This is a genomic window from Lentzea sp. NPDC055074, assembly GCF_053608005.1.
This window is the reverse complement of the sequence record NZ_JBSGUQ010000003.1, coordinates 509,784-532,327: the sequence shown is the minus strand read 5'-3', so window position 1 is coordinate 532,327 and position 22,544 is coordinate 509,784. Positions and strand designations below refer to the sequence as shown.

The window sequence follows — 22,544 nt, the reverse complement described above, 5'->3', positions numbered from 1 at the left end:
GCAGAACACTGGCAACAGCAAAATGCTGACAACAAAAGAATGTAGGGTTTTCGCCGTGACCCCCTACGACTCCGTCGCGCCTCTCTACGCCGAACTCTTCAGCGACATGCTCGACACCCGGCCGTTCGAACGCGCGATGCTCTCCGCGTTCGCCGAACTGACGAACGGCCCGGTCGCCGACCTCGGGTGCGGCCCCGGCCACCTCACCGCGCACCTGCGCTCACTCGGGCTGGACGTGTTCGGGCTCGACCTCTCCCCCGCGATGATCGCCCTCGCCCGCGACGCGCACCCGGACCTCAGGTTCGAGCAGGGATCGATGGCCGCGCTCGACCTCGGGAACGGGGTTCTCGGCGGAATCCTGGCGTTCTACTCGGTCATCCACATGCCGCCGCACGAACTGCCGGCGGTGTTCGCCGAGTTCTTCCGCGTGCTGAAGCCCGGAGGCCACCTGATGCTCGGCTTCTACGCTGGCGACGAGCCGGAGCCGCAGGAGTTCGACCACAAGGTGGCGCTCGCGTACCGCTGGTCGCCGGCCGGTCTGGTGGAGCTGCTGGGGAAGGCCGGTTTCGCGGAGGTGGGCAGGCTGGTGCGGGAACCGGTCGAGGGCGAACGGTTCCTGCAGGGCCAGCTGATCGCGCGGAAGGACTAGCGGAAGACCACCGTCCCGTTGCCGTTGAGCAACACCCGATGCTCGCAGTGCCACCGGACCGCCCGCGACAGGGCCAGGGCCTCCGCGTCACGGCCGGCTGCGGTGAGGGCGCGCGGGTCGTAGGAGTGGTCGACGCGCAGGACCTCCTGCTCGATGATCGGCCCCTCGTCGAGGTCCGGGGTGACGTAGTGGGCCGTCGCGCCCACGTACTTCACGCCGCGGTCGTAGGCCTGGTGGTAGGGCTTGGCGCCCTTGAAGCCCGGCAGGAACGAGTGGTGGATGTTGATCACCCGGCCCGCGAGCTTCGCGCACAGGGCGTTCGACAGCACCTGCATGTAGCGGGCCAGCACCACCAGGTCGGCCTGGTACTCCTCGACGAGCTCGATCAGGCGTTGCTCGGCGACGTCCTTGGTGGCGGCGGTGTTCGGGACGTGCACGAAGTCGAGCCCGGCCGCCTCGGCCATCGGCCGCAGGTCCTCGTGGTTCGAGACGACGGCGGCGATCTCGCCGCCGAGGCTGCCCGCGCGCCAGCGGAAGAGCAGGTCGTTCAGGCAGTGGCCGGCCTTCGAGACCATCACGAGCAGGCGCGGCGGCCGTTCGTCGTGCAGCGCGAACTCCATCTGGAACTCCGTGGCCACCGCGGCGAACTCGCCCGCCAGGGAGCCGACCGTCGCGTCGGCGCAGGAGAACGCGGTGCGCAGGAACAGCTTGCCGCGCACGTCGTCGTCGAACTGCTGGTGCTGCACGATGTCGCAGCCGTGGTCGACCAGGAACGACGTGACGGCGTGCACGATGCCCGCGCGTTCCGGGCAGTGCAGGGTCAGGGTGAACTGGGGCATCACGGCACCGCCAGGTACTCGGTGCAGGCGTCGGCGAGCCAGGCCGCGAGGTACTCGGCGAACGACGACCGCACCAGGAGCGTGACCGCGTCCTCGCCGGTCACCTGCAGGACGACTCCCGTCCTGGCGAGGAGTGTCTGCACGCAAGTGCCGACGGGAGCCGCAGACGGGTGCAGGTCCACGGAACATCCGTGAGCCAGCACTTCTCTGCTCCGCGGCCCCTGAAGAACCACGGTCGTGCGTTGAGCCGAAGTGTCCACAACGGACCCTCTGGCAGTCCCGAGCGCGCCACGCAACACCTCCTCGATCGTGATCTGCAGGTCGGGCGAGGCCGTGACGAGGAACTCGTCCGGGCCGAGCCAGAGCACCTCGACGTCCCCGAATCGTCCGGTTCCCGAGGTGAAAGTGCAAGCAACGGAAGGAAAAAGCACACCCAGCATCGATCCCATGGCCGTGATGGCGTCCGGGTCGGACACGCGGACGGTGAGCTGCGAGCGGAATGGCACCTCGGCGGCGTCCAGCACGGGGGCCAGTGCCGCCAGCCGGTCGCGCCAGGCAGCGAGGGGACTAACCGTCACGACGGGCTCCTTCCTTGTCGTACAGAACGGATTCGGTGACGGTGACCGGCACGAGGGAGTCCTCGACGGGCACGTACAACGTCTCGCCGATGCGTTCGTGGCCGGAACGCACCAGCGCCAGCGCGAACGTCCGGCCCAGCGCCGCGCTCGGGTAGCTGGACGTGACGTGGCCGAGCATCCGGACCGGCGGTTCGGGCAGCCGGTCGGTCTCGACGATCTGCGACCCCTCCGGCAGCAGCACGGCGGGATCGACGGGCAGCAGGCCGACGAGCTGCTTGCGGTCCGTGCGGTTGTTCTCGGCACGGGCGAACGAACGCTTGCCGATGAAGTCGAGCTTCTTCTTCGACACCGCCCACGACATGCCCAGGTCCTGCGGCGTGACGGTCGCGTCGGTCTCCTGCCCGATGATCGGGTAGCCCTTCTCGGCGCGCAGCACGTGCATGGTCTCGGTGCCGTACGGCGTGATCCCGTACCGCTTCCCCGCCGCCATCAGCGCCTCCCACACGGCGAGGCCGTGCCAGGCGGTCACGTTGATCTCGTACGCGAGCTCACCGGAGAAGCTGATCCGGCACACCCGCGCCGGCACACCCGCGACCTCGGTGTCGTGCCAGGTCATGAACTCGAACGCCTCGTTGGACACGTCGAGAGAAGGCGCCACCGCGGCGAGCACGTCCCGGGAACGCGGCCCCACCAGCGGGATCGTCGCCCAGTGCTCGGTGACGGACGTGCAGTGCACGTCGAGGTGCGGCCACTCCGTCTGCAGCCACTCCTCCATCCAGTCGAGGATCTTCGCGGCGTTGCCGGTGGTCGTGGTGACGATGTAGCGCTCTTCGCCGACCCTGATCACCGTGCCGTCGTCGATCACCATGCCGTCGACGCCGCACATCACGCCGTAGCGGATCTTGCCGACCTTCAGCGTGCTCATCAGGTTCGTGTAGAGCATGTCGAGGAACTTGCCGGCGTCCTCGCCCTGCACGTCGATCTTGCCGAGCGTGGAGCCGTCCATCATGCCGACGCTCTCGCGCGTGGCCCGGCATTCCCGCAGCACCGCCGTGTGCAGGTCCTCGCCCGGCCGCGGGTAGTACCAGGGACGCTTCCACTGGCCGACGTTCTCGAACAACGCGCCGTGCTCGACGTGCCACGGGTGGATCGCCGTGACGCGCACCGGGTCGTGCAGGTCGCCGCGGTCGCGTCCGGCCAGGGCGGCGAACGACACCGAGGTGTACGGCGGGCGGAACGTCGTGGGCCGCTGTTCGGCCAGTTCCACGCCCAGCGCCTCGGCGACGATGCCCGCCGCGATCATGCCGGACGTCTTGCCCTGGTCGTGCGCGGTGCCGATGGTCGTGTAGCGCTTGATGTGCTCCAACGAGCGCAGGCCCGCACCCGTCGCGCGCAGGACGTCCGCGACGGTGGAGTCGCGCTGCAGGTCGACGAAGCTCGCGTCGTCGTCACCTGGGACGCGCCACAGGACCAGGCCGGAACGCGCCGTGCAGCGCGAGTCCGAGGCGGGCAGCGGGACCTGGCCGCCCGGGGTGAACCCGGCGGCCCGGGCGGCTTCGGCACCGGCGTCACGGCCCTGGCGGGTGCACGCGGTCAGGTCGAGCTCGCCGGTCGCGGACCCGGCGACGCGGACGGTGTCGAGCGCGTCGCCAGGGACGAAGGCGCCGAGCTCGGGGTCGTAGCGGAGGGTGCCCCGGGCCTGGCTGAACAGGCTGACGACGGGGTTCCAGCCACCGGAGACGAGAAGGGTGTCGCACGCGATCCGGTCGGCCCCGACGAGAACCGCCTCGACGCGGGAGGATCCTTCGGTTCCGGTGACGAACTGCCCGGCGCGGACCTCGATCCCCCGCGCCGCGCACTCGGTCGCCAGCTTCGCCGGGACCTCCGCGCGTGCGTCCAGGACCGCCGCGATGTCCACACCGGACTCGGCCAGGTCGATCGCCGCGCAGTAGGCGCTGTCGTTGGTGGTGAACACGACCGCCCGCGCACCCGGAAGCACGCCGTAGCGGTGCAGGTACGTGCGGGCGGACGAGGCCAGCATGATCCCGGGCCGGTCGTTGTCGGCGAAGACCACCGGCCGTTCGTGGGCACCGGTCGCGAGCACGGTCTGCTTGGTCCTGATGCGCCAGACCCGTTGCCGGGCGGCGGAAGCGGGCGCGGCGAAGCCGAGGTGGTCGGTCCGCTTCTGCAACGCCAGCACGAACCCGTCCTGGTACATGCCGAACGCCGTGGTCCGCTCCAACACCAGCACACCGGGTGTCGACTTCAGCTCCGCCACGATGTCCGCGACCCATTCGGCGGACGGCCGGTCGTCGAGGTACTCGTCCACGCCCAGCAGCGCGCCGCCGGCCTGGTTCTGCTCGTCCAGCAGCACCACGCGGGCACCGGCGCGCGCCGCGGTCAGCGCCGCCACGAGACCGGCGGGCCCGGCGCCGACCACGAGGACGTCGCAGTGCTCGTGCTTGGCGTCGTACCGAGCCGGGTCGGGTTCGCTCGAAAGCCGGCCCTGGCCCGCCAGACCACGCGCCACCAGCCCGTCGTACAGCTCGACGGTCGTGGCCGGCAGCATCGGCTCGGAGAACGGTGCCTCGACCTGCACCAGTGAGGTCGGGTCCTCGGAGCCCGCCGCGACGACGCCGCGCGGCCGGCCGAGCTTCACGCTGTGGCCGATCTCGTGCACGCCGTTCGCCAGCAACGCCGACGCGAGCGTGTCGCCGGGGTGCCCGGTGTACTCGGCGCCGTTGAAGGTGAAGCGCAGCAAGGTGTTCCGGTCGATCGCGCCACCGGTCTCAGTGCGGAGGGTCATGCGGTCACCTCGGGCATGGGCTCACCCACGCGGTAGACGGCCAGCAGGTCGTGGGTGCGGGTGTCGCGGACGGCGTTGAACCAGCGGCGGCACCCGGCGCTGTGGCTCCAGCGCTCGGCGAACGGGCCGCTCGGGTTCTCGCGGAAGAACACGTAGCGGGCCCACTCCTCGTCGCTCAGAGCCGACGGGTCCTCGGGGTACGCGACGTGGGCCTGGCCGCCGTAGTGGAACTCGGCCTCCTCACGCGGTCCGCACCACGGACACGGGATGAGTTGCATCGCAGGCTCCTAGTGGGCCACGGCGGCAGCGCCGTGCTCGTCGACGAGAGCGCCCGTGGTGAAGCGCTCGAGGGTGAACGGCTCGTTGAACGGGTGCGGCTTGTCGTGGGCGATGGTGTGCGCGAAGCAGTCACCGACACCGGGCGTGGCCTTGAAGCCGCCGGTGCCCCAGCCGCAGTTCAGGTACAGACCGCCGACGGGGGTCAGCCCCACGATCGGCGACGCGTCCGGGCTGACGTCGACGATGCCCGCCCACGTGCGCAGCAGGTGGGCCCGCGCGAAGACCGGGAACAGCTCCAGCGCCGCCGACATCTGCTGCTCGATGATGTGGAACGAACCCCGCTGCCCGTACCCGTTGTAGCTGTCGATGCCCGCGCCCATCACCAGTTCCCCCTTGTGCGCCTGGGAGACGTAGACGTGCACGGCGTTCGACATCACGACGGTCGGGTGCACGGGTTCGAGCAGCTCGGACACCAGGGCCTGCAACGGGTGCGAGGCGATCGGCAACGGCAGCCCGACCATCTTGGCGAGCACCGAGCTGTGGCCGGCCGCGCACAACGCGACCTTCCCGGCGGCGATGCGCCCACGACTCGTTTCCACGGCGGTGATCCGGCCACCTGAGGTCTCCAGACCGGTGACCTCGCAGTTCTGGATGAGGTCGACGCCCATGGCGTGCGCCGCCCGCGCGTAGCCCCACGCCACGTAGTCGTGCTTCGCGATGCCCGCGCGCGGCTGGTAGGTCGCGCCGAGCACCGGGTAGCGGACGTCCGGCGAGGTGTTGACGATCGGGCAGATCTCCTTGACCCCGGCCGGATCGACCCACTCCGCGTCGATGCCGTTGAGGCGGTTGGCGTTGACCCGCCGGACGCTGTCGCGCACGTCCTGCAGGCTGTGCGCCAGGTTCAGCACACCGCGCTGGTCGAACAGGATCGGGTAGCCGAGGTCCTCCTCCAGGCCCTCCCAGAGCTTGAGCGAGTGCTCGTAGATGCCGGAGCTCTCGTCCCACAGGTAGTTCGACCGGATGATCGTGGTGTTGCGGGCCATGTTGCCGCCCGCGAGCCAGCCCTTCTCGAGCACCGCGACGTTCGTGATGCCGTGCACCTTCGCGAGGTAGTACGCGGTCGCGAGACCGTGCCCTCCACCGCCGACGATCACGACGTCGTAGGAGGACTTCGGTTCCGGGTTGTCCCAGAGGAAGTCCGGATGCTCGGGCAGATCTGCTCCGGGCGGGCTGGTCACCACGACGCCTCCAGCGAAATCATCTGGTCGACTCCTGATATATCAGTCTGTGCGTTACAGTAGGTCACATGAACGCACGGGTCAACGACGAGCCCGCCTCCGTCTCACTCACCGAGCAGGCGTACGCCGTCCTGCGAGACCGCCTGGTCATGCTGGAGATCAAGCCCGGTGAGCCCATCAACGAGGAGCGGCTGCGCACCGAGCTCGGCGTCGGCCGCACCCCGATCCGCGAGGCGTTGAAACGACTGGAGCAGGAACGGCTCGTCGTCGCCTTTCCGCGCCGCGGCACGTTCGCGACCGATGTGAACATCTCCGACCTCTCCCACATCTCCGAGGTCCGCCGGACGCTGGAACCCCTGGCGTCGGCAGCGGCGGCCGAACGCGCCACGCCCGCCGACCGGACCGCCCTGACCGAACTGCGCTCGCAGCTCGACACGGCGGCGCCGACAGGTGACAACACGGAACTGCTGCGCACCGACGTCGGCGTCCACCGCGCGATCTACGGGTGCGTGCACAACCCGTTCCTCGAGGACACCCTGATCTCCTACGACAACCTGGCCACCCGGATCTGGTGCGTCTTCCTGCCCCGGCTGTCCGGGATGGCCGGTCACGTCGACGAACACGTGCCACTCCTCACCGCGATCATCGAGGGGGACGCGAAGAAGGCGAGCGAGCTGGCTTCGCAGCACGTCGTCGGTTTCGAGCGGGCGATCCGCGCGTTGATCTAGGGGCGTGGCTCGGAACGTTGCCCGTCAACGTTCCGAGCCACGACCCCCTGGACGAGCGGGTCGCTGCGCAGGTCCTTCACCAGCGCGACGCACGCCACGACCATGACCACCGCGAACGGCGCCGCGGCGATGATCGTGAGGTTCTGCAACCCGGTCAGCGCGGTCGCTCCTCCCCCGCCGACGAGCAGCATCACGGCCGCCACACCACCGGTCGCCACGCCCCAGAACACGACCAGCCGCCGATGCGGTTCGCCGTCCCCGCGCTGCGACAACGTGCCCATCACCAGCGAGGCCGCGTCGGCACCGGAGACGAAGAAGATCGCCACGAGCACCATCACGACCACCCCGGCGACGGCCGCGAGCCGGAACTGGCCGAGCACCCCGAAGAGCTGGGACTCGGGGTTCGCCGCGCCCGCGAGGTCGGTGCCCTCGCGCTGCACCGAGATCGCCGTGCCACCCATGATCGCGAACCAGACCAGGCTCACGACCGACGGCACGAGGATCACGCCCTTGACGAACTGCTTGATCGTGCGGCCGCGGGAGATGCGCGCGATGAACATGCCGACGAACGGCGTCCACGAGATCCACCACGCCCAGTAGAAGATCGTCCAGCCGGACAGCCACGTCTCCATGGCGTTCCCGCCTGTGCCCGCCGAACGGGAGACCATCTCCCCCATGTCCCGGAAGTAGTCCCCGACGGCCGCGGGCACCAGGTTCAGGATCAGCACCGTCGGCCCGACGACGAACACGAACACCGCCAGCAGGGTCGCGAGCACCATGTTGATGTTCGACAACCACTGGATCCCCTTGGCCACACCGGAGACGGCCGACGCCACGAACGCCCCCGTCAGCACCGCGATGATGCCGATCAGCACGCCGACACCGGGGTTCTCGCGGACGAACCCGCCCGCCTTCAGCCCGCTGCCGATCTGCAACGCGCCGAGGCCCAGCGACGCGGCTGAACCGAACAGCGTCGCGAAGATCGCCAGCACGTCGATCAGCCGGCCCAGCGGCCTCTCCGACACGCGGTCCCCGAACAGCGGGGCGAACATGGCGCTGATGAGCTGCTTGCGGCCACGCCGGAACGTGCCGTAGGCGATGGCGAGCCCGACGACCGCGTAGATCGACCACGGGTGGATCGCCCAGTGGAACAGCGACGTGGCCATCGCGACGTCGATCGCCGCGTCCGTGCCGCCCTCGACCGAGCCGGGTGGTGGCTTCACGAAGTGCGCCAGCGGTTCCGCGACGCCGTAGAACATCAGGCCGATGCCCATGCCCGCGCTGAACATCATCGCGACCCACGAGATCGTCCGGAACTCCGGCCGCTCGCCGTCCTGGCCGAGCGGGATCCTGCCGTACTTGCTGAAGGCCAGCCAGAGCGCGAAGATCACGAACCCGGTGGCCGCGGTGAGGAACGCCCAGCCGGTGTTGCGGATGACCCAGCCCAGCACCGCCTTGGAGACGGTGCCGAGGCTGTCCGTGCCGATGATCCCCCAGGCGAGGAACGCCGAGGCGACCGCCGCGGAGACCGTGAACACGACACGGTCGGTGTGGGATCTCGTGGTGGGTAAGAACGTCTGTTCGGGTTTGACGGTCACTGGCTACCACCTCTTCGTCGAGTTGCCCCTCTACGCGTTCCCCTTGGTCAGCTTCTTCTGCACCCAGTCGTGAAACTCACCGATGTGGTGCTCCGACGGCACCAGCACCCCGCCGTCCCGGTACGCGCGGGACGACATGGCGGGCTGGCACCGTTCGCAGGCCTCGAAGTCCTGCTCGTTGACGCGGTGGAAGAGCTCGACGGACCGCGACACGTCCTTGCCGGTGGCGACGACGTCCTTGGCGTAGAGCCAGTCGCACTCGACGATCGTGCGGTCGGCGGCCATCGGGTACATCCGGTGGATGATCACGTGGTCCGGCACGAGGTTGATGAACACCTGCGGCCGCACGGTGATCGCGTAGTAGCGGCGATCCTGCTCGGAGTCCACTCCGGACAGGTTCGCGAAGCCCTCGCCGCCGTCGATCGTGAAGCCCTTGATCTCCTCGCCGAACACCGCCCCGTGCCCGACGTAGTACTGCGCGGCGTACCCGTCCGCGAACTCCGGCAGGACCTCCGTCAGCTCGGGGTGGATCGTCGCGCAGTGGTAGCACTCCATGAAGTTCTCGATGATGAGCTTCCAGTTGGCCTTGACGTCGTAGGTGATCCGGCGACCCAGGTCGAGCTCGCTGACCTGGTAGTTGCCGATCGCGTCGAGGTTGCCCAGGCGCTCCCGCACGTCCTGCTGCACCGTCTCCTCGAACGACGCGGGCTCGTCCGCGAGCGAGATCCACGCATAGCCGAGCCACTCGCGCAGGTGCACGGTCTTGAGGCCGTACTCGACGCGGTCGATGTCCGGCATCGACGTGAGGTTCGGCGCGGCGACGAGCTTGCCGTCGAGGCCGTAGGTCCAGGCGTGGTACGGGCACTGGAAGTTGCGCTTGACCGTGCCGGTCTCCTCGACGCAGAGCTTCGCGCCGCGATGCCGGCAGATGTTGAGGAACGCGCGCAGCGAGCCGTCACGCGCACGGGTCACGAGCACGCTCTCGCGGCCGATCTGGACGGTCCGGAAGTTGCCGGCGTCGGGCAGGTCGGCGCTGCGGACGGCGCAGAACCACATCTGCTCGAAGATGTTCTGCTGTTCCAGCTCGAAGATCGCCGGGTCTGTGTAGGTGTGGCCGGGCAGCGTGGGGATCAGGCTTCCCGGCAGTTCGGTCGCGGTCATGGTGGCTCCGTGAGGTCAGAGGAGGAGAGATCGCGCGTCGGTGCCGGCGCAGATGACCAGCAGCGGTGCGGCGTGGGTGCTCGACCGCGTCAGCACGCGCGCACCCGTTCCGGACGGTTCGACGTGGAAGTCGATCACCGTCTCCTCGAAGCGCAGGTCGGCACCGGCGCGGAAGGCGTCGTCGGAGCTCGGCAGCTCGGCCTGCGACCGGCTGTCGAGCCCGAGCACCCGCAGTCCGCGCGCGGCGAGGCGGTGTGCGGCCGCCCCGCCGAGGTCGCCGAGCCCTATGACGATCACGTCGTGGGTCATGAGCGGATCCGCGTCATCTTGGGGTCGAAGAGCGGTTCGGACGCCACGACGGCCCGGACGCGGTCGCCGAAGTACTCGATCTCGACGGCCGTTCCCTCGGTCGCTACCTCAGCGGGCAGCCAGGCGTACGCGATGTTCTTGCCGATCGAGTAGCCCCGTGCCGCGCTGGTGACGTACCCGACGGGCAGGCCACCGGCGAACACCGGCTCCGAGCCCATCACCACCTGGTGGTCGTCGTCGATGACCAGACAGGTGAGCTTGCGGGTGACGGTCTCCTCCGACTTTCCCTCCAGGGCCTGGCGGCCGTGGAAGTAGCCCTTGTTCATCCGGACCGCGAAGCCCAGCCCCGCCTCGAACGGGTCGTGCTCGGTGGTCACGTCCGCACCCCACGAGCGGTAGCCCTTCTCCAGCCGCATGCTGGTGAACGCGCTGCGGCCGGCGGCGATGACGCCGTGCTGCTGCCCGGCCTCCCAGAGCGTGTCCCACAAACGCCGTCCCATGTCGGCCGTCGTGTAGAGCTCCCAGCCGAGCTCACCGACGTACGACAGGCGCATCGCAGTGACCGGTACCTCGCCGATGAAGGCTTCCCTGGCCTTGAAGTAGCCCATGCCCTCGTGCGAGAAGTCGGTCTTCGTCAACGGCTGCAGCAGGTTGCGCGCTTCCGGTCCCCACAGGCCGATGCAGCAGGTGCCGGGGGTGATGTCGGTGATGTGCACGCCGCCGTTGGGGGGCATGCGCCGGCGCAGCCAGTCGAGGTCGAGCGGGCCGTTCGCACCGACCTGGAACCGGTTCTCGCCGAGCCGGGCGATGGTCAGGTCGCTGCGCACTCCCCCGTCCTCGTTGAGCAGCAACGTGTAGACGACCGCGCCGGGCTTGCGGTCGAGCTGGTTGGTGGTCATGGTCTGCAGGAACGTCAGCGCCTCCGGGCCGGTGACCTCCAGCCGCTTCAACGCGGTCATGTCGAACATCGCGACCCGCTTGCGCGCCACCAGAGCCTCGGCACCGGCGATCGGCGACCAGAACCGCGACGCCCACTCGTTGCGCTCGGGGATCTCCGCGACCTCGGGCAGTGAGGCGTTGGCCTCGTACCAGTGCGGCCGCTCCCAGCCCGAGGCCTCCAGGAACACCGCGCCGAGCTCCTGCTGCCGCTCGTAGAACGGGCTGGTGCGCAGCGGCCGCGGGTTCTCGGCGGGCTGCAACGGGTGCAGCACGTCGTAGACCTCGACGAACGCCCGGCAGCTGCGTTCGTGCACATATCCGGGCGAGCGCTGGACGTCCTCGAACCGGTTGAGGTCGCAGCCGTGCAGGTCGATCTCCGGCTGCCCGTCGACGAGCCACTCGGCCATCGCCTTCGCCACACCGGCGGAGTGCGTGATCCACACAGCCTCGGCGACCCAGAACCCCTGCAGGCCGGGGTGTTCGCCGAGCAGAGGGTTGCCGTCGGGGGTGAAGGAGAACAGGCCGTTGACGCCCTCCTCGACCTTCGAGTCGCGCAGGACCGGGAGCAGGTCGACGGCGGCTTCCCAGGAGGTCTCGAAGTCCTCGGGGGTGAACGCGATCTCGGACGGCATGGTCGGTGCCACGTCGAAGTCGAGGATGTCGTCCGCGGAGATCGGCATGGGCCGGTGCCCGTAGGCGCCGATGCCGACGCGGTCGACGTGCTCGCGGAAGTACAGGTCGGCGTCCTGGTGGCGCAGCAACGGCTTCGACATCTCGGACAGCTCGGTGTTGACGCCCTTCAACGCCTGCAGGGGCGCCGTTTTCGCGTACTGGTGGGCCATCGGGACGAGCGGGATGTCGAGGTCGACCATCCGGCCGATCCGCGGGCCCCACATGCCGACGCACGACACGACGACGTCGGCCGGGAACGTGTCGTTCTCGGTGACGACGGCCTTCACGCGGCGGCCGTTGCGTTCGACGCCGGTGACCTTGTGGTGTGCCAGGAACTTCGCGCCGCGCTCCATCGCCCGGCGTGCCTGGGCCTCTGCTGCGCGCAACGGCTTGGCGATGCCGTCGGTCGGGATGTGGAAGCCGCCGAGGATCTTCGACGGATCGAGCAGCGGGTGCAGCCGCGCGCACTCCTCGGGGTCGCGCAGGAAGCTCTCGACGCCCCACGCCGTCGCCCAGCCGTGGCGACGCTTGACGTCCGTCCAGCGTTCCGGCGTGGTGGCGACCTCCAGCCCGCCGACCTGCTGGAAGCACCACTTGTCGTCCATCGTCAGCGCCGTGTACTTCTCGACGGTGTACTTGGCGAACGACGTCATGGTCTTGCAGCCGGTGGTCTGGAAGACCAGGCCCGGTGCGTGCGAGCTGGAGCCGCCGGTGGCGAACAGCGGTCCCTGTTCGAGCACGGTGACGTTGGTCCAGCCCCGCGCGGTGAGTTCGTCGGCGAGCGCACATCCGACGATGCCCGCGCCGATCAGGACGACTCTCGGCTGGCTCACAGGACCACCACCGAACGCAGGACGCGGCCGTGGTGCATGTCCTCGAACGCCTTCTCGACGTCGCCCAGCCCGATCGTCTCCGAGACGAACGCGCCGAGGTCGAGCCTTCCCCGCAGGTAGAGGTCGATGAGCATCGGGAAGTCGCGGGACGGCAGGCAGTCGCCGTACCAGGACGACCTCACCGCACCACCGCGCGAGAACACGTCGATCAACGGCAGTTCGAGCTTCATGTCCGGTGTCGGCACACCGACCAGCACGGCGAGGCCGGCGTGGTCACGGGCGTAGAACGCCTGCTGGAAGGTCTCGGGACGGCCGACGGCGTCGATCACGACGTCGGCGCCGTTGCCCTCGGTGAGCTCGCGGATCGACTCGACGACGTCCTTCTCGCGGGCGTTGACCGTGTGCGTGGCGCCGAAGCCCCGCGCCCACTCGAGTTTCGTGTCGTCGAGGTCGACGGCGATGATCGTGCGCGCACCGGCGAGCCGGGCGCCCGCGATGGCCGCGTCCCCGACACCGCCGCAGCCGAGCACGGCCACGCTGTCGCCGCGGGTGACGCCGCCGGTGTTGATCGCGGCGCCGATGCCCGCCATCACGCCGCAGCCGAGCAGGCCCGCGACCTCCGCCGGTGCCGCGGGGTTCACCTTCGTGCACTGTCCGGAGTGGACCAGCGTCTTCTCCGCGAACGCGCCGATGCCCAGCGCGGGCGACAGCGGTGTGCCGTCCTGCAACGTCATGGGTTGCGAGGCGTTGTGGGTGTTGAAGCAGTACTGCGGACGGCCGCGCAGGCAGGAGCGGCACGACCCGCACACCGCGCGCCAGTTGAGGATCACGAAGTCACCGGGCTCGAGGTCGGTCACGCCCTCGCCGACGGCCTCCACGACCCCGGCCGCCTCGTGCCCGAGCAGGAACGGGAACTCGTCGTTGATCCCGCCCTCCCGGTAGTGCAGGTCGGTGTGGCAGACCCCGCAGGCCCGCACCTTCACCAGCGCCTCGCCGGGGCCGGGATCCGGCACGAGGACGGTCTCGACCGAGACCCTGGCCCCACGCCCCCTGGCCACGACACCGTTCACCGCATGTGCCACGTCGAATGCTCCTGTCAGAGGTGGGGGTAGAGGGGGTGCTTCGCGGCCAGGCCGTCGACGCGGGCGAGCAGGTCGCCCTCGTCGAACTCGGGCTGCAACGCGGAAGCGATGACGTCGGCGACCTCGGTGAAGTCGCCGGCGGTGAAGCCGCGGGTGGCGAGCGCGGGGGTGCCGACGCGCAGGCCGGACGTGACCATCGGCGGGCGCGGGTCGAACGGGACGGCGTTGCGGTTGACGGTGATCCCGATGCGGTGCAGGCGGTCCTCGGCCTGCTTGCCGTCCAATGAGGACTCGACCAGGTCCACCAGCACCAGGTGCACGTCGGTGCCGCCGGAGAGCACCTTCACGCCGGCCTGGGCGCAGTCGGGCAGCGAGAGGCGTGCGGCGAGGATGGCGGCGCCTTCGAGGACGCGCTGCTGGCGTTCGCGGAACTCCTCGCCCGCCACGACCTTGAACGCGACGGCCTTGGCCGCGATCACGTGCTGGAGCGGCCCGCCCTGCTGGCCGGGGAACACGGTCGAGTCGACCTTCTTGGCCAGCTCCCGGGTCGACAGGATCACGCCACCGCGCGGTCCGCCGAGGGTCTTGTGGGTGGTGGTCGTGACGAGGTCGGCGAACGGCACGGGGTTCGGGTGCAGGCCCGCCGCGACGAGACCGGCGAAGTGCGCCATGTCGACCATGAGCCTGGCGCCGACGAGGTCGGCGATGCGGCGGAACTCGGCGAAGTCGAGCTGCCTCGGGTAGGCCGACCAGCCGGCGATGATCAGCTTCGGCTCGTTCTCGCGCGCCAGCCGTTCGACCTCGGCCATGTCGACGCGGCCGGACTCGCGGTCCACGTGGTAGGCCACGACGTTGTAGAGACGGCCGGAGAAGTTGATCCGCATGCCGTGCGTGAGGTGGCCGCCGTGCGCGAGGTCGAGGCCCATGATCGTGTCGCCGGGCTGGAGCACCGCCGCCATCGCCGCCGCGTTGGCCTGGGCGCCGGAGTGCGGCTGGACGTTGGCGTGCTCGGCGCCGAACAACGCCTTCACGCGCTCGATCGCGAGCGCCTCGATGACGTCGACGTGCTCGCACCCGCCGTAGTAGCGGCGTCCGGGGTAGCCCTCGGCGTACTTGTTGGTCAGCACCGAGCCCTGTGCCTGCAGCACGCCGACCGGCGCGAAGTTCTCCGAGGCGATCATCTCCAGCGTCGACTGCTGGCGGCGCAGCTCGGCGCGGATCTCGGCGGCGACCTCGGGGGCGAGGTCGTCCAGGTGCTGGTCCAGAACTGTGGTGGTGGGAACGGAGAGTGACAACGGGCCAACCCTTCCGAGCGAGTTCCGTAATACGCAACCAGGTTCGCATTATGCAACTGCAGCGCGCATCACGGTGCGACCCGGCAGGACCGTTGTCAAGCCCTTGTCGCACGGACGGAGGCATCCGAAACGAGGAAGAGCCCCCGGCCGCGGCCGGGGGCTCTTCGTTCGTGAAGGTCTTTCACAGCACGGGATGCCCCATGCGGACCGACAGGTCGCGGGACGCCACGCGCAGTTCCTCGACGATCGCGGGCATGCGCTTCTGCGAGAGCCGGTAGGCCGGACCGGCGGCGCTGATCGCCGCCACGACGTCCCCCTGCGAGCCGAACACGGGCACCGCGACGGCGTGCAGCCCGGCCTCCAGCTCCTCCATGCAGGTGGCGAACCCGTCCTCGGCCGTGCGCCGCAGGACGCAGCGCAGCTTGACGGGATCGGTGATCGTGCGCGGCGCGCAGGACTCCAGCTCCCCCGACAGCAGGCGCTCCTGCTCGGCCGGTGGCGCGGCGGCGAGCAGGACCTTGCCGCTCGACGTGGCGTGCAACGGCGTCCGCTGCCCGATCCAGTTCTGCGCGGCGACCGCCGAGCTGCCCCGCGCCTGGCTCACGTTGAGGGCGACGTCGCTGTCGAGGATCGCGATGTTGACCGTCTCGCCCAGCCGGTCCGCGAGCTCGGTGCAGACCGGCCCGCCGACCCGGACGTAGTCGAGCTGCCCGGTCACGGCGCCCGCGAAGCGGAGCATGCCGATGCCGATCCGGAAGGGGCCGCGTTCGCCGTCCTGTTCGACCAGCTCACGGGTCTGGAGCGTGTACACGAGTCTGGACGCGGAGGACTTGTGCACCCCGAGCTCGGCGGCGATCTCGGTGATGCCCGCCTCCCCGTTGCGGGCCAGCAGCTCGAGCACCGCCACCGCCCGATCGACCGATTGCACCAGCGCCGGGTCGCGCAACTCCCCGTTGTTGCTCATCACGCAACGGTATCCGATTGGCGCAACCCGTCTTGACGATGTTCATGATCCTGAGCCATTCTGCTGTTGCGTATCGCACACATAGTTCCGTAATACGCAACGGAGGGTTCTCTGATGATCACCGCATGCGCCGTGGACGCACTCCCCGCGGGTGAGTCCTTGCGCATCTCCGGCGACCCCGCCATCGCGGTCTTCAACGCGGACGGCGAGTACTACGCGATCGACGACACCTGCAGCCACCAGGACGCCTCGCTGTCCGAGGGCTGGCTGGAGGGGTGCTTCGTCGAGTGCCCGCTGCACGCCGCCCTCTTCGACCTGCGCACCGGCGTGCCGACGTGCCTGCCGGCCAAGAAGGCCGTGCGCACGTATCCGGTCGTGGTGCGGGACGGCGTCATCTACATCGACACGGGCAGCCGAGAGGCCGTCGCCTGATCACAACGCGTCGAGCAGCGCCGCCATGCGCTGCTCCAGATGCGGCCGCACGTCGTCGCCCGTGAAGATCCACGGCGAGCGCTTCTCCATACCTGCCACCACCATCTCCCCCACCTCGTCGATGCCCGGCCCGCCGCGGAGGAACTCCTCGACGGCGGGCACGAACTCGTCCCGCAACCCGACGCTGGAGCTCGACGCCCTGGTGTTCGCGACGATGTCCGTGTCGACCGGCCCCGGACACAGCACGCTGACATCGATGCCGTGCTTGGACGTGGTGAGCCGCAACGACTCCGAGAGGCCGACGACGGCGAACTTGGCCGTCGCGTAGAGCACGTTCGGATCGGACACGAGGCCCGCCCCCGACGCGGTGTTCACGACGTAGCCGGCGCCGCGTTCGATCATGCGCGGCAGGAACGTCTGGATCCCGTTGATCACGCCGGTCAGGTTCACCGCCATGGCCAGGTCCCACTTCTCGTAGGTCAGGTCGGTGACCACGACGTGCGGCACGATGCCGGCGTTGTTGAACAGCAGGTCCACCGGCCCCAGCGCACGCTCGGCCTCGTCGGCGACCTTCGCGAACGTCTCGCGGTCGCGCACGTCCAGCAGATAGGTCTCCGCGGCCAGTTCCCGCGCGGCGCGTTCCAGCGAGGGTCCGTGCACGTCGGCCAGCGCCAGCCGCACTCCCCGCTTCGCCAGGGCCCGCGCGATGCCGAGGCCGATACCCCTGGCCCCGCCGGTGATGAAGGCCGTCGAGTCCGCCCAGTCCCGCATGGGGTCCCCCTCTCTATGTTGATCTGACATCTCTATGTTGACTGACACAGTAGCCTGGTCAGCATGTCATCAAGAGCACGCGAAGGACAATCCGCGAGCCCAGCAGCGCACCCGCGGTCCTCGGTGCCGCTCCGGCAGGTCCTCTCCACCGGCGGGCGGGCCACCATCGGCGTCCTGGCAGGCCTCCAGGTCGTGGACAGCGCCGACGGCGTGATGTTCGTCGTGTTCGCGCCGGAGATCCGCGAGTCGCTCGGCATCAGCACCGGGGCCATCGGCGTCGTCGGCTCCCTGGCCGGCGTGATGGTGGCCGTCGCCGCGTTTCCCCTCGGTCTGCTGGGCGACCGGCACCGCCGCACGTCGATCGTGGGCGTGGCGACCCTCGTCTGGGCCGCAGCGGCCGGGGTGTTCGGTCTGGTGCAGAACCTCTGGCAGGCCGTCGCGGTCCGCGTGATCGCGGGCGCCGGCAAGGCCAACGAGGGGCCGATCCAGTCGTCGTTGCTGGTCGACGCCTATCCACCGGCGGTGCGCGGGCGGGTGCTCGGGCTGCATCGCGGCGGGCAGCCGCTCGGCATCGTCGCCGGTCCCCTGCTCGCGGTGGCGTTCGCGGCGTTGGTTCCCGAGGAGCACGAACCGTGGCGATGGGCGTTCGCGTTCCTCGCCGTGCCGGCGCTGCTGCTCGGACTCGCCGCGCTGCGCCTGCCCGAACCGGCCAGGGAGCACTCCACGGCGACACCGCGCGGCGCGGTGAAGGAACTGAGGAAGATCCCGACGCTCGTGGGTGTCGTGGTGGCACTCGGCGCGTTCGGCGTCTCCGTGATCACCGTGCCGATCTACCTCAACGTCGTCCTCGAGGAGCACCACGGGCAGAACGCCGTGGCCCGCGGTCTGATCATGTCGGCCTGCGCGGCCGGCGGGCTGCTGGGGGCCGTGGTCAGCGGGGTGACGAGCGATCGCCTGTTCCGGCGCAGTCCCCGGGCGTGCCTGCACCTCGCGGCAGGTGCGCTTTCGGTGCTGGGCATCGGGTTCGCGGCGCAGGCGTACGCGTCGGACGTCTCGACGTACGTGGTGATCGGGGTGGTCGTGCAGGCCATGACGTTCGCGGGCGTCGTCCCGCTCAGCCTGGTCGTGGCGTCGGTGACGCCGGCGGAGCACCGGTCGACGGCCTTCGGGCTCGTCGGGGTCTTCACGGCGGCGGTCGGCGGACTCGGTGGCGCGGTCGTCACCAGCGTGGCCGAGAAGCTCTGGGGCGTCCAGGTCGCCGTGGCCCTGGTGGCACCGGCGGCCTCGGTGGCCGCCGGGCTGGTGCTGGTCGCGACGGCTCGTCACGTGCCGGCCGACATCGCGCGGGTCGTACGATGATCGCCGTGACCTCCCCTGGGACGCGCCGGATCGACGAGATCGGCGACGAGAGCCGCCGCCGCATCCTGGACGCCGCCGAGGAGCTCTTCGCCGAACGCGGGTTCGACCGGACGTCCTTTGTGGACATCGCGAAGCGGTCGGGCATCAGCCGCGGCTCGATCCCGTGGCACTTCAAGAACAAGGACGGCCTCGTGATGGCCGTCGTCGAACGGGCCGTCGCGCGCATCTGGCCAGCCGGGCGCTACGAGACCGCGCCGTCGTTGACGGAGGTGTTCAGCGAGACCGCGGAACTGCTGCGCACCGGCAACTCCGCGCTGGTGTTCATGATCCTGGTCGAGGCGCTCGGCGACCGGGGTGTCGTGCACGACCAGTACCGGGAGTTCTTCTCCCGCAGGCGCGAGGGCATCGAGGAACTGCTGCGGTTGAAGCGGCCCGCCGGCGTCGATCCCGGCAGGGCCACCGAGCAGGAGCGCACCGCCGCCGTCGCGCTGAACGGCGCGCTCCTCGGCATCCACCTGCAGGCCCTCGTCGACCCGGAGACCGTCGACCTCGGCGCCGCGCTGGTGTCGATCGCGACGATGTTCGACCGGAACCTCGCGGACGTCTGGCGCGACTAGCGGAGCCGTTCGAGGACCAGGTCGACGTCGGCCTCGGTCGTGCGGTGGTGGGTGATGCAGGCGCGGATGCCCCGTTTCCCCGCCGCGGTCCGCGTGACGGGTGCGGCAGCGGCAGTCCCTCACGAGCAGGCAGCCCGCCTCCACCGAGGCGAAGAGCAGCTCGTGCGGGTCGAAGGTGACCGAGTCGGCCCGCGCATCTCTTCCAGCATCAGGAAGAGCGCGCCGTACGCACCGTCGACGTGCAGCCACAGGTCCTCCGCGGCGCGCAGGTCGGCGATCGCGTCGATCGGGTCCACCGACCCGGTCGGCACCGTGACGGACGAGCGGACCGCCGCCGAACTGCGGCGCCAGAGCTGCGAGCCGACCGGGCTCGACCTAGGCGAGGTCCTCGGCCTGTAGCTCGGCCCGCGACGACACCCCGAGCTTGCGCAGCACCCGTGCCGCGTGCTGCTCCACGGTCCGCGGCGACAGGAACAGCACGTCCGCGATCTTGCGGTTGGTGTGCCCGGCGACCAGCAGCCGGGCGACCTCCTGCTCACGAGGCGACAGCTCGTCGCCGTACCCGCGCCGGCCGCGCCGCGACGGTTTGCCTCCGCCGATGCTGCGCAGCTGGTGGCGGCACCGGGCCGCGTCCCGGGTAGCACCCAGGCCGTCGAACGTGTCCACCAGCGCCGACAGGATCTCCGCCGCCTTCTCCTGGTCGGACGGCAGCAGGCAGGCGGCCTCGCGTTCGGCGACCAGCGCGACGTAGTAGGGCGCGGGCAGCGCGGTGTAGCGGTCCACGGACTCGCGGAACAGCGCCACGGCGGCGTCGAGCCGGCCGCGTGCCTCCGCCAGCAGACCGCGGCACCAGGCCAGGGCGGCGAACGCCATCGGCGCGTCACGGCCCTCGATCCCGGCGGCGATCTCGTCGATCAGCGACTCCGCGTCGGTCTCCCGCCCGGCCGCGAGGAACGTGGCCACGGCGACCGGGCCCAGCTCGGTCGCCCACACCCACACGCCCTTGGCCCGCACGATCGCCAGGCCCCGGTCGACGTCCACGCAGGCACGGGTGATCTCGTCCTGCGCGAGCATGGTCCGCGCGAGCGCCGCACAGCCCGCGACGGCGACCGGGACGATCGACTCCTCGGGGGCGAACGCTCCGGTCTCGGTCAGGTGATCGGTCGCCTCCGCCCACTCGCCGCGCGCCGTCGCGAGCGACCCCAGGATCAGACACAGCTCGCTGGCCAGCGGAAACAGGTCCCGGTACTCGTCGAGCAGGGTCTGCGCCAGCACGGCCAGACCGTCCCAGTCGCCGCGCAGCCAGTCGAGGCGGGCCCTCGTCGCGTGCGCGGTGCTCGCGGTGAACGGGGCACCGCACTCGGCGGCGAACCGCAGGCCGTCGCGCAGCAGGTCGGCGCACTGGCCGAAGTGGCCCGTCGTGGTCATGGCGTCGGCGAGGTTGCAGTGGGCGCGGGCCAGCTGACGCAGCTCACCGGACGTCGTCGCGGGTTCGTAGCTCCACTCCGCCAGCACCGACGGGTCGCCGGTGTGCATCTTGGAGCCGACCTCGTTGGCGTAGAGCGCCATCTTCTGCTCGAGGTCGGTCTCCGCCGCGCGGGCCCGGCTGATGCGGTCGAGCCAGGGCTGGACCTCGCTCATCGGCGTCATGCCCAGGTACGACAGGCCGAGCACGGCCTCACCCCGCGCGGCCAGGTCCGGGCATTCGGTCAGGTCGGCGACGGCCCGCTCGATCTCGGAGCGGGCCTCCTCGATGCCGCCCGCCTGCCGGATCAGCAACACGCCCCGGTAGTGGCGGACCTGCCCGCGGGCGGACGTCGACAGGCGCCGGTCCGACAACAGCCGTTCGAGCGTCTCGGTCGGGTCCAGCTGGTCGAGGCCCTGGTGGGCGACCTGGCCGAGCTTGATCGCGAGCCGGTCGACGTCCGCGGCGGGCACGGCCGGGTCGAGCAGCAGGCGTTGCAGCAGGGCGGTCGCGGTGCCGGCGTCGCCGTTCTCGACGGCCCGGTCCGCGGCGGCCTCGCCGTACCGCAGCCACGCGGACGTCTGCCCGGCCCGTTCGCTGTGCTCGGCGAGCTGGACGAGCGGACGGGGTTCGACCTGGTCCAGCACCTCGACGGCGCGGTGGTGCAGCTCCTGCCGGTCGGGACCACTGAGAGTGTCGTAGACGGCCTGCTGCGCCAGCGCGTGCCGGAAGCCGTACCGCCGTGCGTCGACCTCGTGCAGAACGTGCCCACTCAGCGCGTGCGTCAACGCCGCCCTGCTCTCACTGATCTGCGCCACCTCGCCGAGCAGTTCGGCGGACGCGGGCGCGCCCAGCACGGCGGCGGCCTGGACCAGCCTCGTCGCCGCCTCGGGCAACGCGGCGAGGCGCTCCGCCATGGCGTCGCGCAGCAGCACCGGCACGTCCACGTTGTCGAGCAACCGGCGCGCCGTGGCACCGTCGGCGTGCACGGCACCGGCGGGATTCCGCAATGCCCGCAAGGTCTCCTCGACCACGAACGGGATGCCCGCCGTGCGTTCGTGCAGCTTGGCCGCGAACTCCGCCGACACCGGCTCGCCGTCGAGGATCGCGGACGTCAGCGCCCGCACCTCGGCCACGTCGAGCGGTTCGAGCTCGAGCAACGCGCTGGTGATCCCCGTGGGCGGCCGGTACGCCGACCCCAGCGGCATCCCGCCCGGCACGTCCTCGCGCCGGTACGTGACCACGATGGACAGATTGGCCGGCGGATCGCCCATCAGGAACCGCAGCAACTGCCGGGACCCGTCGTCGGCCCAGTGCAGGTCCTCGACGACCAGCAGCACCGGCCCGAGCACGCCCAGCAGCTCACGCAGAGCGCGGAAGAGCCGGTGGCGGTCGGCGCGCGGATCACCGGTCGGCGCAGGGGGTTCCGGCAGGTACTCGGCGAGCTCCGGCAACAGCGCGCCGAGCACGCCCGCCACCGGGCTCAGCCGCGAGTGGTTGCGCGCCAGGCGATCCGTGCAGCCGCGCAACGCCTCCAGCACCGCGCCGTACGGGAACGGCTCCCCCACCGGCTGGCAGTGGCCCATGAGGACGGAGATCGGCCCCAGGTCGGCGTCCAGCAGCTCGCGCACCAGGCGTGACTTCCCGACGCCCGCCTCGCCCTCGATCATGATCACCGCGGGGTGGCTCGGCACGGCGGCGCGCAGCGCGCCGAGCTGGTCACCTCGCCCCACCAGCACCGGCGAGCTCGTGCGCATCAGTCCGCTGGGGTCGCAGCGCCGCGCCCTGGACTTCGGTGTCCGGCTCATCCGCACCGATGGTAGGTGAAAGACGGGTATCCCTACGTAGAGATATCCGGATTGTTCGTCGTTCCGGGCCGACCGATGGTGATCGGCACGTGGTCGCCCACCCCTGCCGAGGCGGCCGAGAA

At 70.4% G+C, this 22,544-nt stretch carries 20 protein-coding genes; 6 read left to right on the top strand and 14 right to left on the bottom strand.

What is annotated here, in order from left to right; translation table 11 throughout:
- Nucleotides 1–22 precede the first annotated feature (22 nt).
- Complete coding sequence (locus tag ACWF7A_RS09650; protein ID WP_452250158.1) at nt 23–649, top strand: class I SAM-dependent DNA methyltransferase; 627 nt, start codon at nt 23–25, stop codon at nt 647–649.
- Here the strand turns inward: ACWF7A_RS09650 and purU are convergent.
- The 5 genes from purU to ACWF7A_RS09625 are packed head-to-tail and all read right to left on the bottom strand — an operon-like array spanning nt 646 to nt 6,392.
- A complete protein-coding gene (gene purU, locus ACWF7A_RS09645; protein WP_452250011.1) occupies nt 646–1,488 on the bottom strand; it encodes a formyltetrahydrofolate deformylase in 843 nt (280 codons plus the stop codon). The genes ACWF7A_RS09650 and purU overlap by 4 nt on opposite strands.
- Nucleotides 1,488–2,066, bottom strand: a complete 579-nt coding sequence (locus ACWF7A_RS09640; RefSeq protein ID WP_452250010.1) for a sarcosine oxidase subunit gamma — start codon at nt 2,064–2,066, stop codon at nt 1,488–1,490. Before ACWF7A_RS09640 ends, purU begins: the two co-directional genes overlap by 1 nt.
- Nucleotides 2,056–4,872: a 2Fe-2S iron-sulfur cluster-binding protein gene (locus ACWF7A_RS09635; protein WP_452250009.1), complete on the bottom strand. Its 2,817-nt coding sequence runs from the start codon at nt 4,870–4,872 to the stop codon at nt 2,056–2,058. Before ACWF7A_RS09635 ends, ACWF7A_RS09640 begins: the two co-directional genes overlap by 11 nt.
- Nucleotides 4,869–5,150 (bottom strand): sarcosine oxidase subunit delta, encoded by a 282-nt coding sequence (locus ACWF7A_RS09630; protein WP_452250008.1) that lies wholly within the window; start codon nt 5,148–5,150, stop codon nt 4,869–4,871. Before ACWF7A_RS09630 ends, ACWF7A_RS09635 begins: the two co-directional genes overlap by 4 nt.
- Before the next feature lie 9 nt (nt 5,151–5,159).
- Nucleotides 5,160–6,392, bottom strand: coding sequence for a sarcosine oxidase subunit beta family protein (locus ACWF7A_RS09625; RefSeq protein ID WP_452250007.1), 1,233 nt, complete (start codon nt 6,390–6,392; stop codon nt 5,160–5,162).
- A 65-nt stretch (nt 6,393–6,457) separates the two neighbouring features.
- Here ACWF7A_RS09625 and ACWF7A_RS09620 point away from each other — a divergent pair, with 65 nt between their 5' ends.
- Nucleotides 6,458–7,117 carry a GntR family transcriptional regulator gene (locus ACWF7A_RS09620; protein WP_452250006.1) on the top strand — a complete coding sequence of 220 codons (660 nt, stop codon included), beginning with the start codon at nt 6,458–6,460 and terminating at the stop codon, nt 7,115–7,117.
- On the opposite strand, the gene ACWF7A_RS09615 is transcribed toward ACWF7A_RS09620, so the two are convergent.
- From ACWF7A_RS09615 to ACWF7A_RS09585, 7 genes are all read right to left on the bottom strand, one after another.
- Complete coding sequence (locus ACWF7A_RS09615) at nt 7,114–8,655, bottom strand: BCCT family transporter (protein ID WP_452250005.1); 1,542 nt, start codon at nt 8,653–8,655, stop codon at nt 7,114–7,116. The two genes, ACWF7A_RS09620 and ACWF7A_RS09615, sit on opposite strands and share 4 nt — an antisense overlap.
- A 90-nt stretch (nt 8,656–8,745) precedes the next feature.
- Nucleotides 8,746–9,876 (bottom strand): aromatic ring-hydroxylating oxygenase subunit alpha, encoded by a 1,131-nt coding sequence (locus tag ACWF7A_RS09610; RefSeq protein ID WP_452250004.1) that lies wholly within the window; start codon nt 9,874–9,876, stop codon nt 8,746–8,748.
- Between the two features lie 15 nt (nt 9,877–9,891).
- Nucleotides 9,892–10,185: a hypothetical protein gene (locus ACWF7A_RS09605; protein ID WP_452250003.1), complete on the bottom strand. Its 294-nt coding sequence runs from the start codon at nt 10,183–10,185 to the stop codon at nt 9,892–9,894.
- Entirely contained in the window at nt 10,182–12,629 is a 2,448-nt protein-coding gene (locus ACWF7A_RS09600; protein ID WP_452250002.1) for a GcvT family protein, read from the bottom strand. The genes ACWF7A_RS09605 and ACWF7A_RS09600 overlap by 4 nt, the downstream gene beginning before the upstream one ends.
- Entirely contained in the window at nt 12,626–13,711 is a 1,086-nt protein-coding gene (locus ACWF7A_RS09595) for an S-(hydroxymethyl)mycothiol dehydrogenase (RefSeq protein WP_452250001.1), read from the bottom strand. Before ACWF7A_RS09595 ends, ACWF7A_RS09600 begins: the two co-directional genes overlap by 4 nt.
- A gap of 14 nt (nt 13,712–13,725) precedes the next feature.
- Nucleotides 13,726–15,006, bottom strand: coding sequence for a serine hydroxymethyltransferase (glyA, locus tag ACWF7A_RS09590; RefSeq protein ID WP_452250000.1), 1,281 nt, complete (start codon nt 15,004–15,006; stop codon nt 13,726–13,728).
- 181 nt (nt 15,007–15,187) lie between these two features.
- Nucleotides 15,188–15,970: an IclR family transcriptional regulator gene (locus ACWF7A_RS09585; RefSeq protein ID WP_452249999.1), complete on the bottom strand. Its 783-nt coding sequence runs from the start codon at nt 15,968–15,970 to the stop codon at nt 15,188–15,190.
- Between the two features lie 114 nt (nt 15,971–16,084).
- On the opposite strand from ACWF7A_RS09585, the gene ACWF7A_RS09580 reads away from it, so the two are divergent.
- Nucleotides 16,085–16,402, top strand: coding sequence for a bifunctional 3-phenylpropionate/cinnamic acid dioxygenase ferredoxin subunit (locus ACWF7A_RS09580; protein WP_452249998.1), 318 nt, complete (start codon nt 16,085–16,087; stop codon nt 16,400–16,402).
- Here the strand turns inward: ACWF7A_RS09580 and ACWF7A_RS09575 are convergent, their stop codons facing one another.
- Nucleotides 16,403–17,173, bottom strand: a complete 771-nt coding sequence (locus ACWF7A_RS09575; RefSeq protein ID WP_452249997.1) for an SDR family NAD(P)-dependent oxidoreductase — start codon at nt 17,171–17,173, stop codon at nt 16,403–16,405.
- A 63-nt stretch (nt 17,174–17,236) separates the two neighbouring features.
- Between ACWF7A_RS09575 and ACWF7A_RS09570 the strand changes: the two genes are divergently transcribed.
- The 3 genes from ACWF7A_RS09570 (at nt 17,237) to ACWF7A_RS09560 (ending at nt 19,548) form a co-directional block, all read left to right on the top strand.
- Nucleotides 17,237–18,532 (top strand): MFS transporter, encoded by a 1,296-nt coding sequence (locus tag ACWF7A_RS09570; RefSeq protein ID WP_452249996.1) that lies wholly within the window; start codon nt 17,237–17,239, stop codon nt 18,530–18,532.
- A 5-nt stretch (nt 18,533–18,537) separates the two neighbouring features.
- Nucleotides 18,538–19,149, top strand: coding sequence for a TetR/AcrR family transcriptional regulator (locus tag ACWF7A_RS09565; RefSeq protein WP_452249995.1), 612 nt, complete (start codon nt 18,538–18,540; stop codon nt 19,147–19,149).
- 66 nt (nt 19,150–19,215) lie between these two features.
- Nucleotides 19,216–19,548: a hypothetical protein gene (locus ACWF7A_RS09560; RefSeq protein ID WP_452249994.1), complete on the top strand. Its 333-nt coding sequence runs from the start codon at nt 19,216–19,218 to the stop codon at nt 19,546–19,548.
- On the opposite strand, the gene ACWF7A_RS09555 is transcribed toward ACWF7A_RS09560, so the two are convergent.
- Nucleotides 19,525–22,422, bottom strand: a complete 2,898-nt coding sequence (locus ACWF7A_RS09555; protein WP_452249993.1) for an ATP-binding protein — start codon at nt 22,420–22,422, stop codon at nt 19,525–19,527. The two genes, ACWF7A_RS09560 and ACWF7A_RS09555, sit on opposite strands and share 24 nt — an antisense overlap.
- Nucleotides 22,423–22,544: the final 122 nt, after the last annotated feature.

Excerpts from the sequence above, each read along its gene's own strand:
- ACWF7A_RS09650 (WP_452250158.1), top strand. The coding sequence starts at position 23 with ATGCTGACAACAAAAGAATGTAGGGTTTTCGCCGTGACCCCCTACGAC.
- purU (WP_452250011.1), bottom strand. The coding sequence starts at position 1,488 with ATGCCCCAGTTCACCCTGACCCTGCACTGCCCGGAACGCGCGGGCATC.
- ACWF7A_RS09635 (WP_452250009.1), bottom strand. The coding sequence starts at position 4,872 with ATGACCCTCCGCACTGAGACCGGTGGCGCGATCGACCGGAACACCTTG.
- ACWF7A_RS09630 (WP_452250008.1), bottom strand. The coding sequence starts at position 5,150 with ATGCAACTCATCCCGTGTCCGTGGTGCGGACCGCGTGAGGAGGCCGAG.
- ACWF7A_RS09620 (WP_452250006.1), top strand. The coding sequence starts at position 6,458 with ATGAACGCACGGGTCAACGACGAGCCCGCCTCCGTCTCACTCACCGAG.
- ACWF7A_RS09610 (WP_452250004.1), bottom strand. The coding sequence starts at position 9,876 with ATGACCGCGACCGAACTGCCGGGAAGCCTGATCCCCACGCTGCCCGGC.
- ACWF7A_RS09605 (WP_452250003.1), bottom strand. The coding sequence starts at position 10,185 with ATGACCCACGACGTGATCGTCATAGGGCTCGGCGACCTCGGCGGGGCG.
- ACWF7A_RS09585 (WP_452249999.1), bottom strand. The coding sequence starts at position 15,970 with ATGAGCAACAACGGGGAGTTGCGCGACCCGGCGCTGGTGCAATCGGTC.
- ACWF7A_RS09580 (WP_452249998.1), top strand. The coding sequence starts at position 16,085 with ATGATCACCGCATGCGCCGTGGACGCACTCCCCGCGGGTGAGTCCTTG.
- ACWF7A_RS09575 (WP_452249997.1), bottom strand. The coding sequence starts at position 17,173 with ATGCGGGACTGGGCGGACTCGACGGCCTTCATCACCGGCGGGGCCAGG.
- ACWF7A_RS09570 (WP_452249996.1), top strand. The coding sequence starts at position 17,237 with ATGTCATCAAGAGCACGCGAAGGACAATCCGCGAGCCCAGCAGCGCAC.
- ACWF7A_RS09560 (WP_452249994.1), top strand. The coding sequence starts at position 19,216 with ATGCCCCGTTTCCCCGCCGCGGTCCGCGTGACGGGTGCGGCAGCGGCA.
- ACWF7A_RS09555 (WP_452249993.1), bottom strand. The coding sequence starts at position 22,422 with ATGAGCCGGACACCGAAGTCCAGGGCGCGGCGCTGCGACCCCAGCGGA.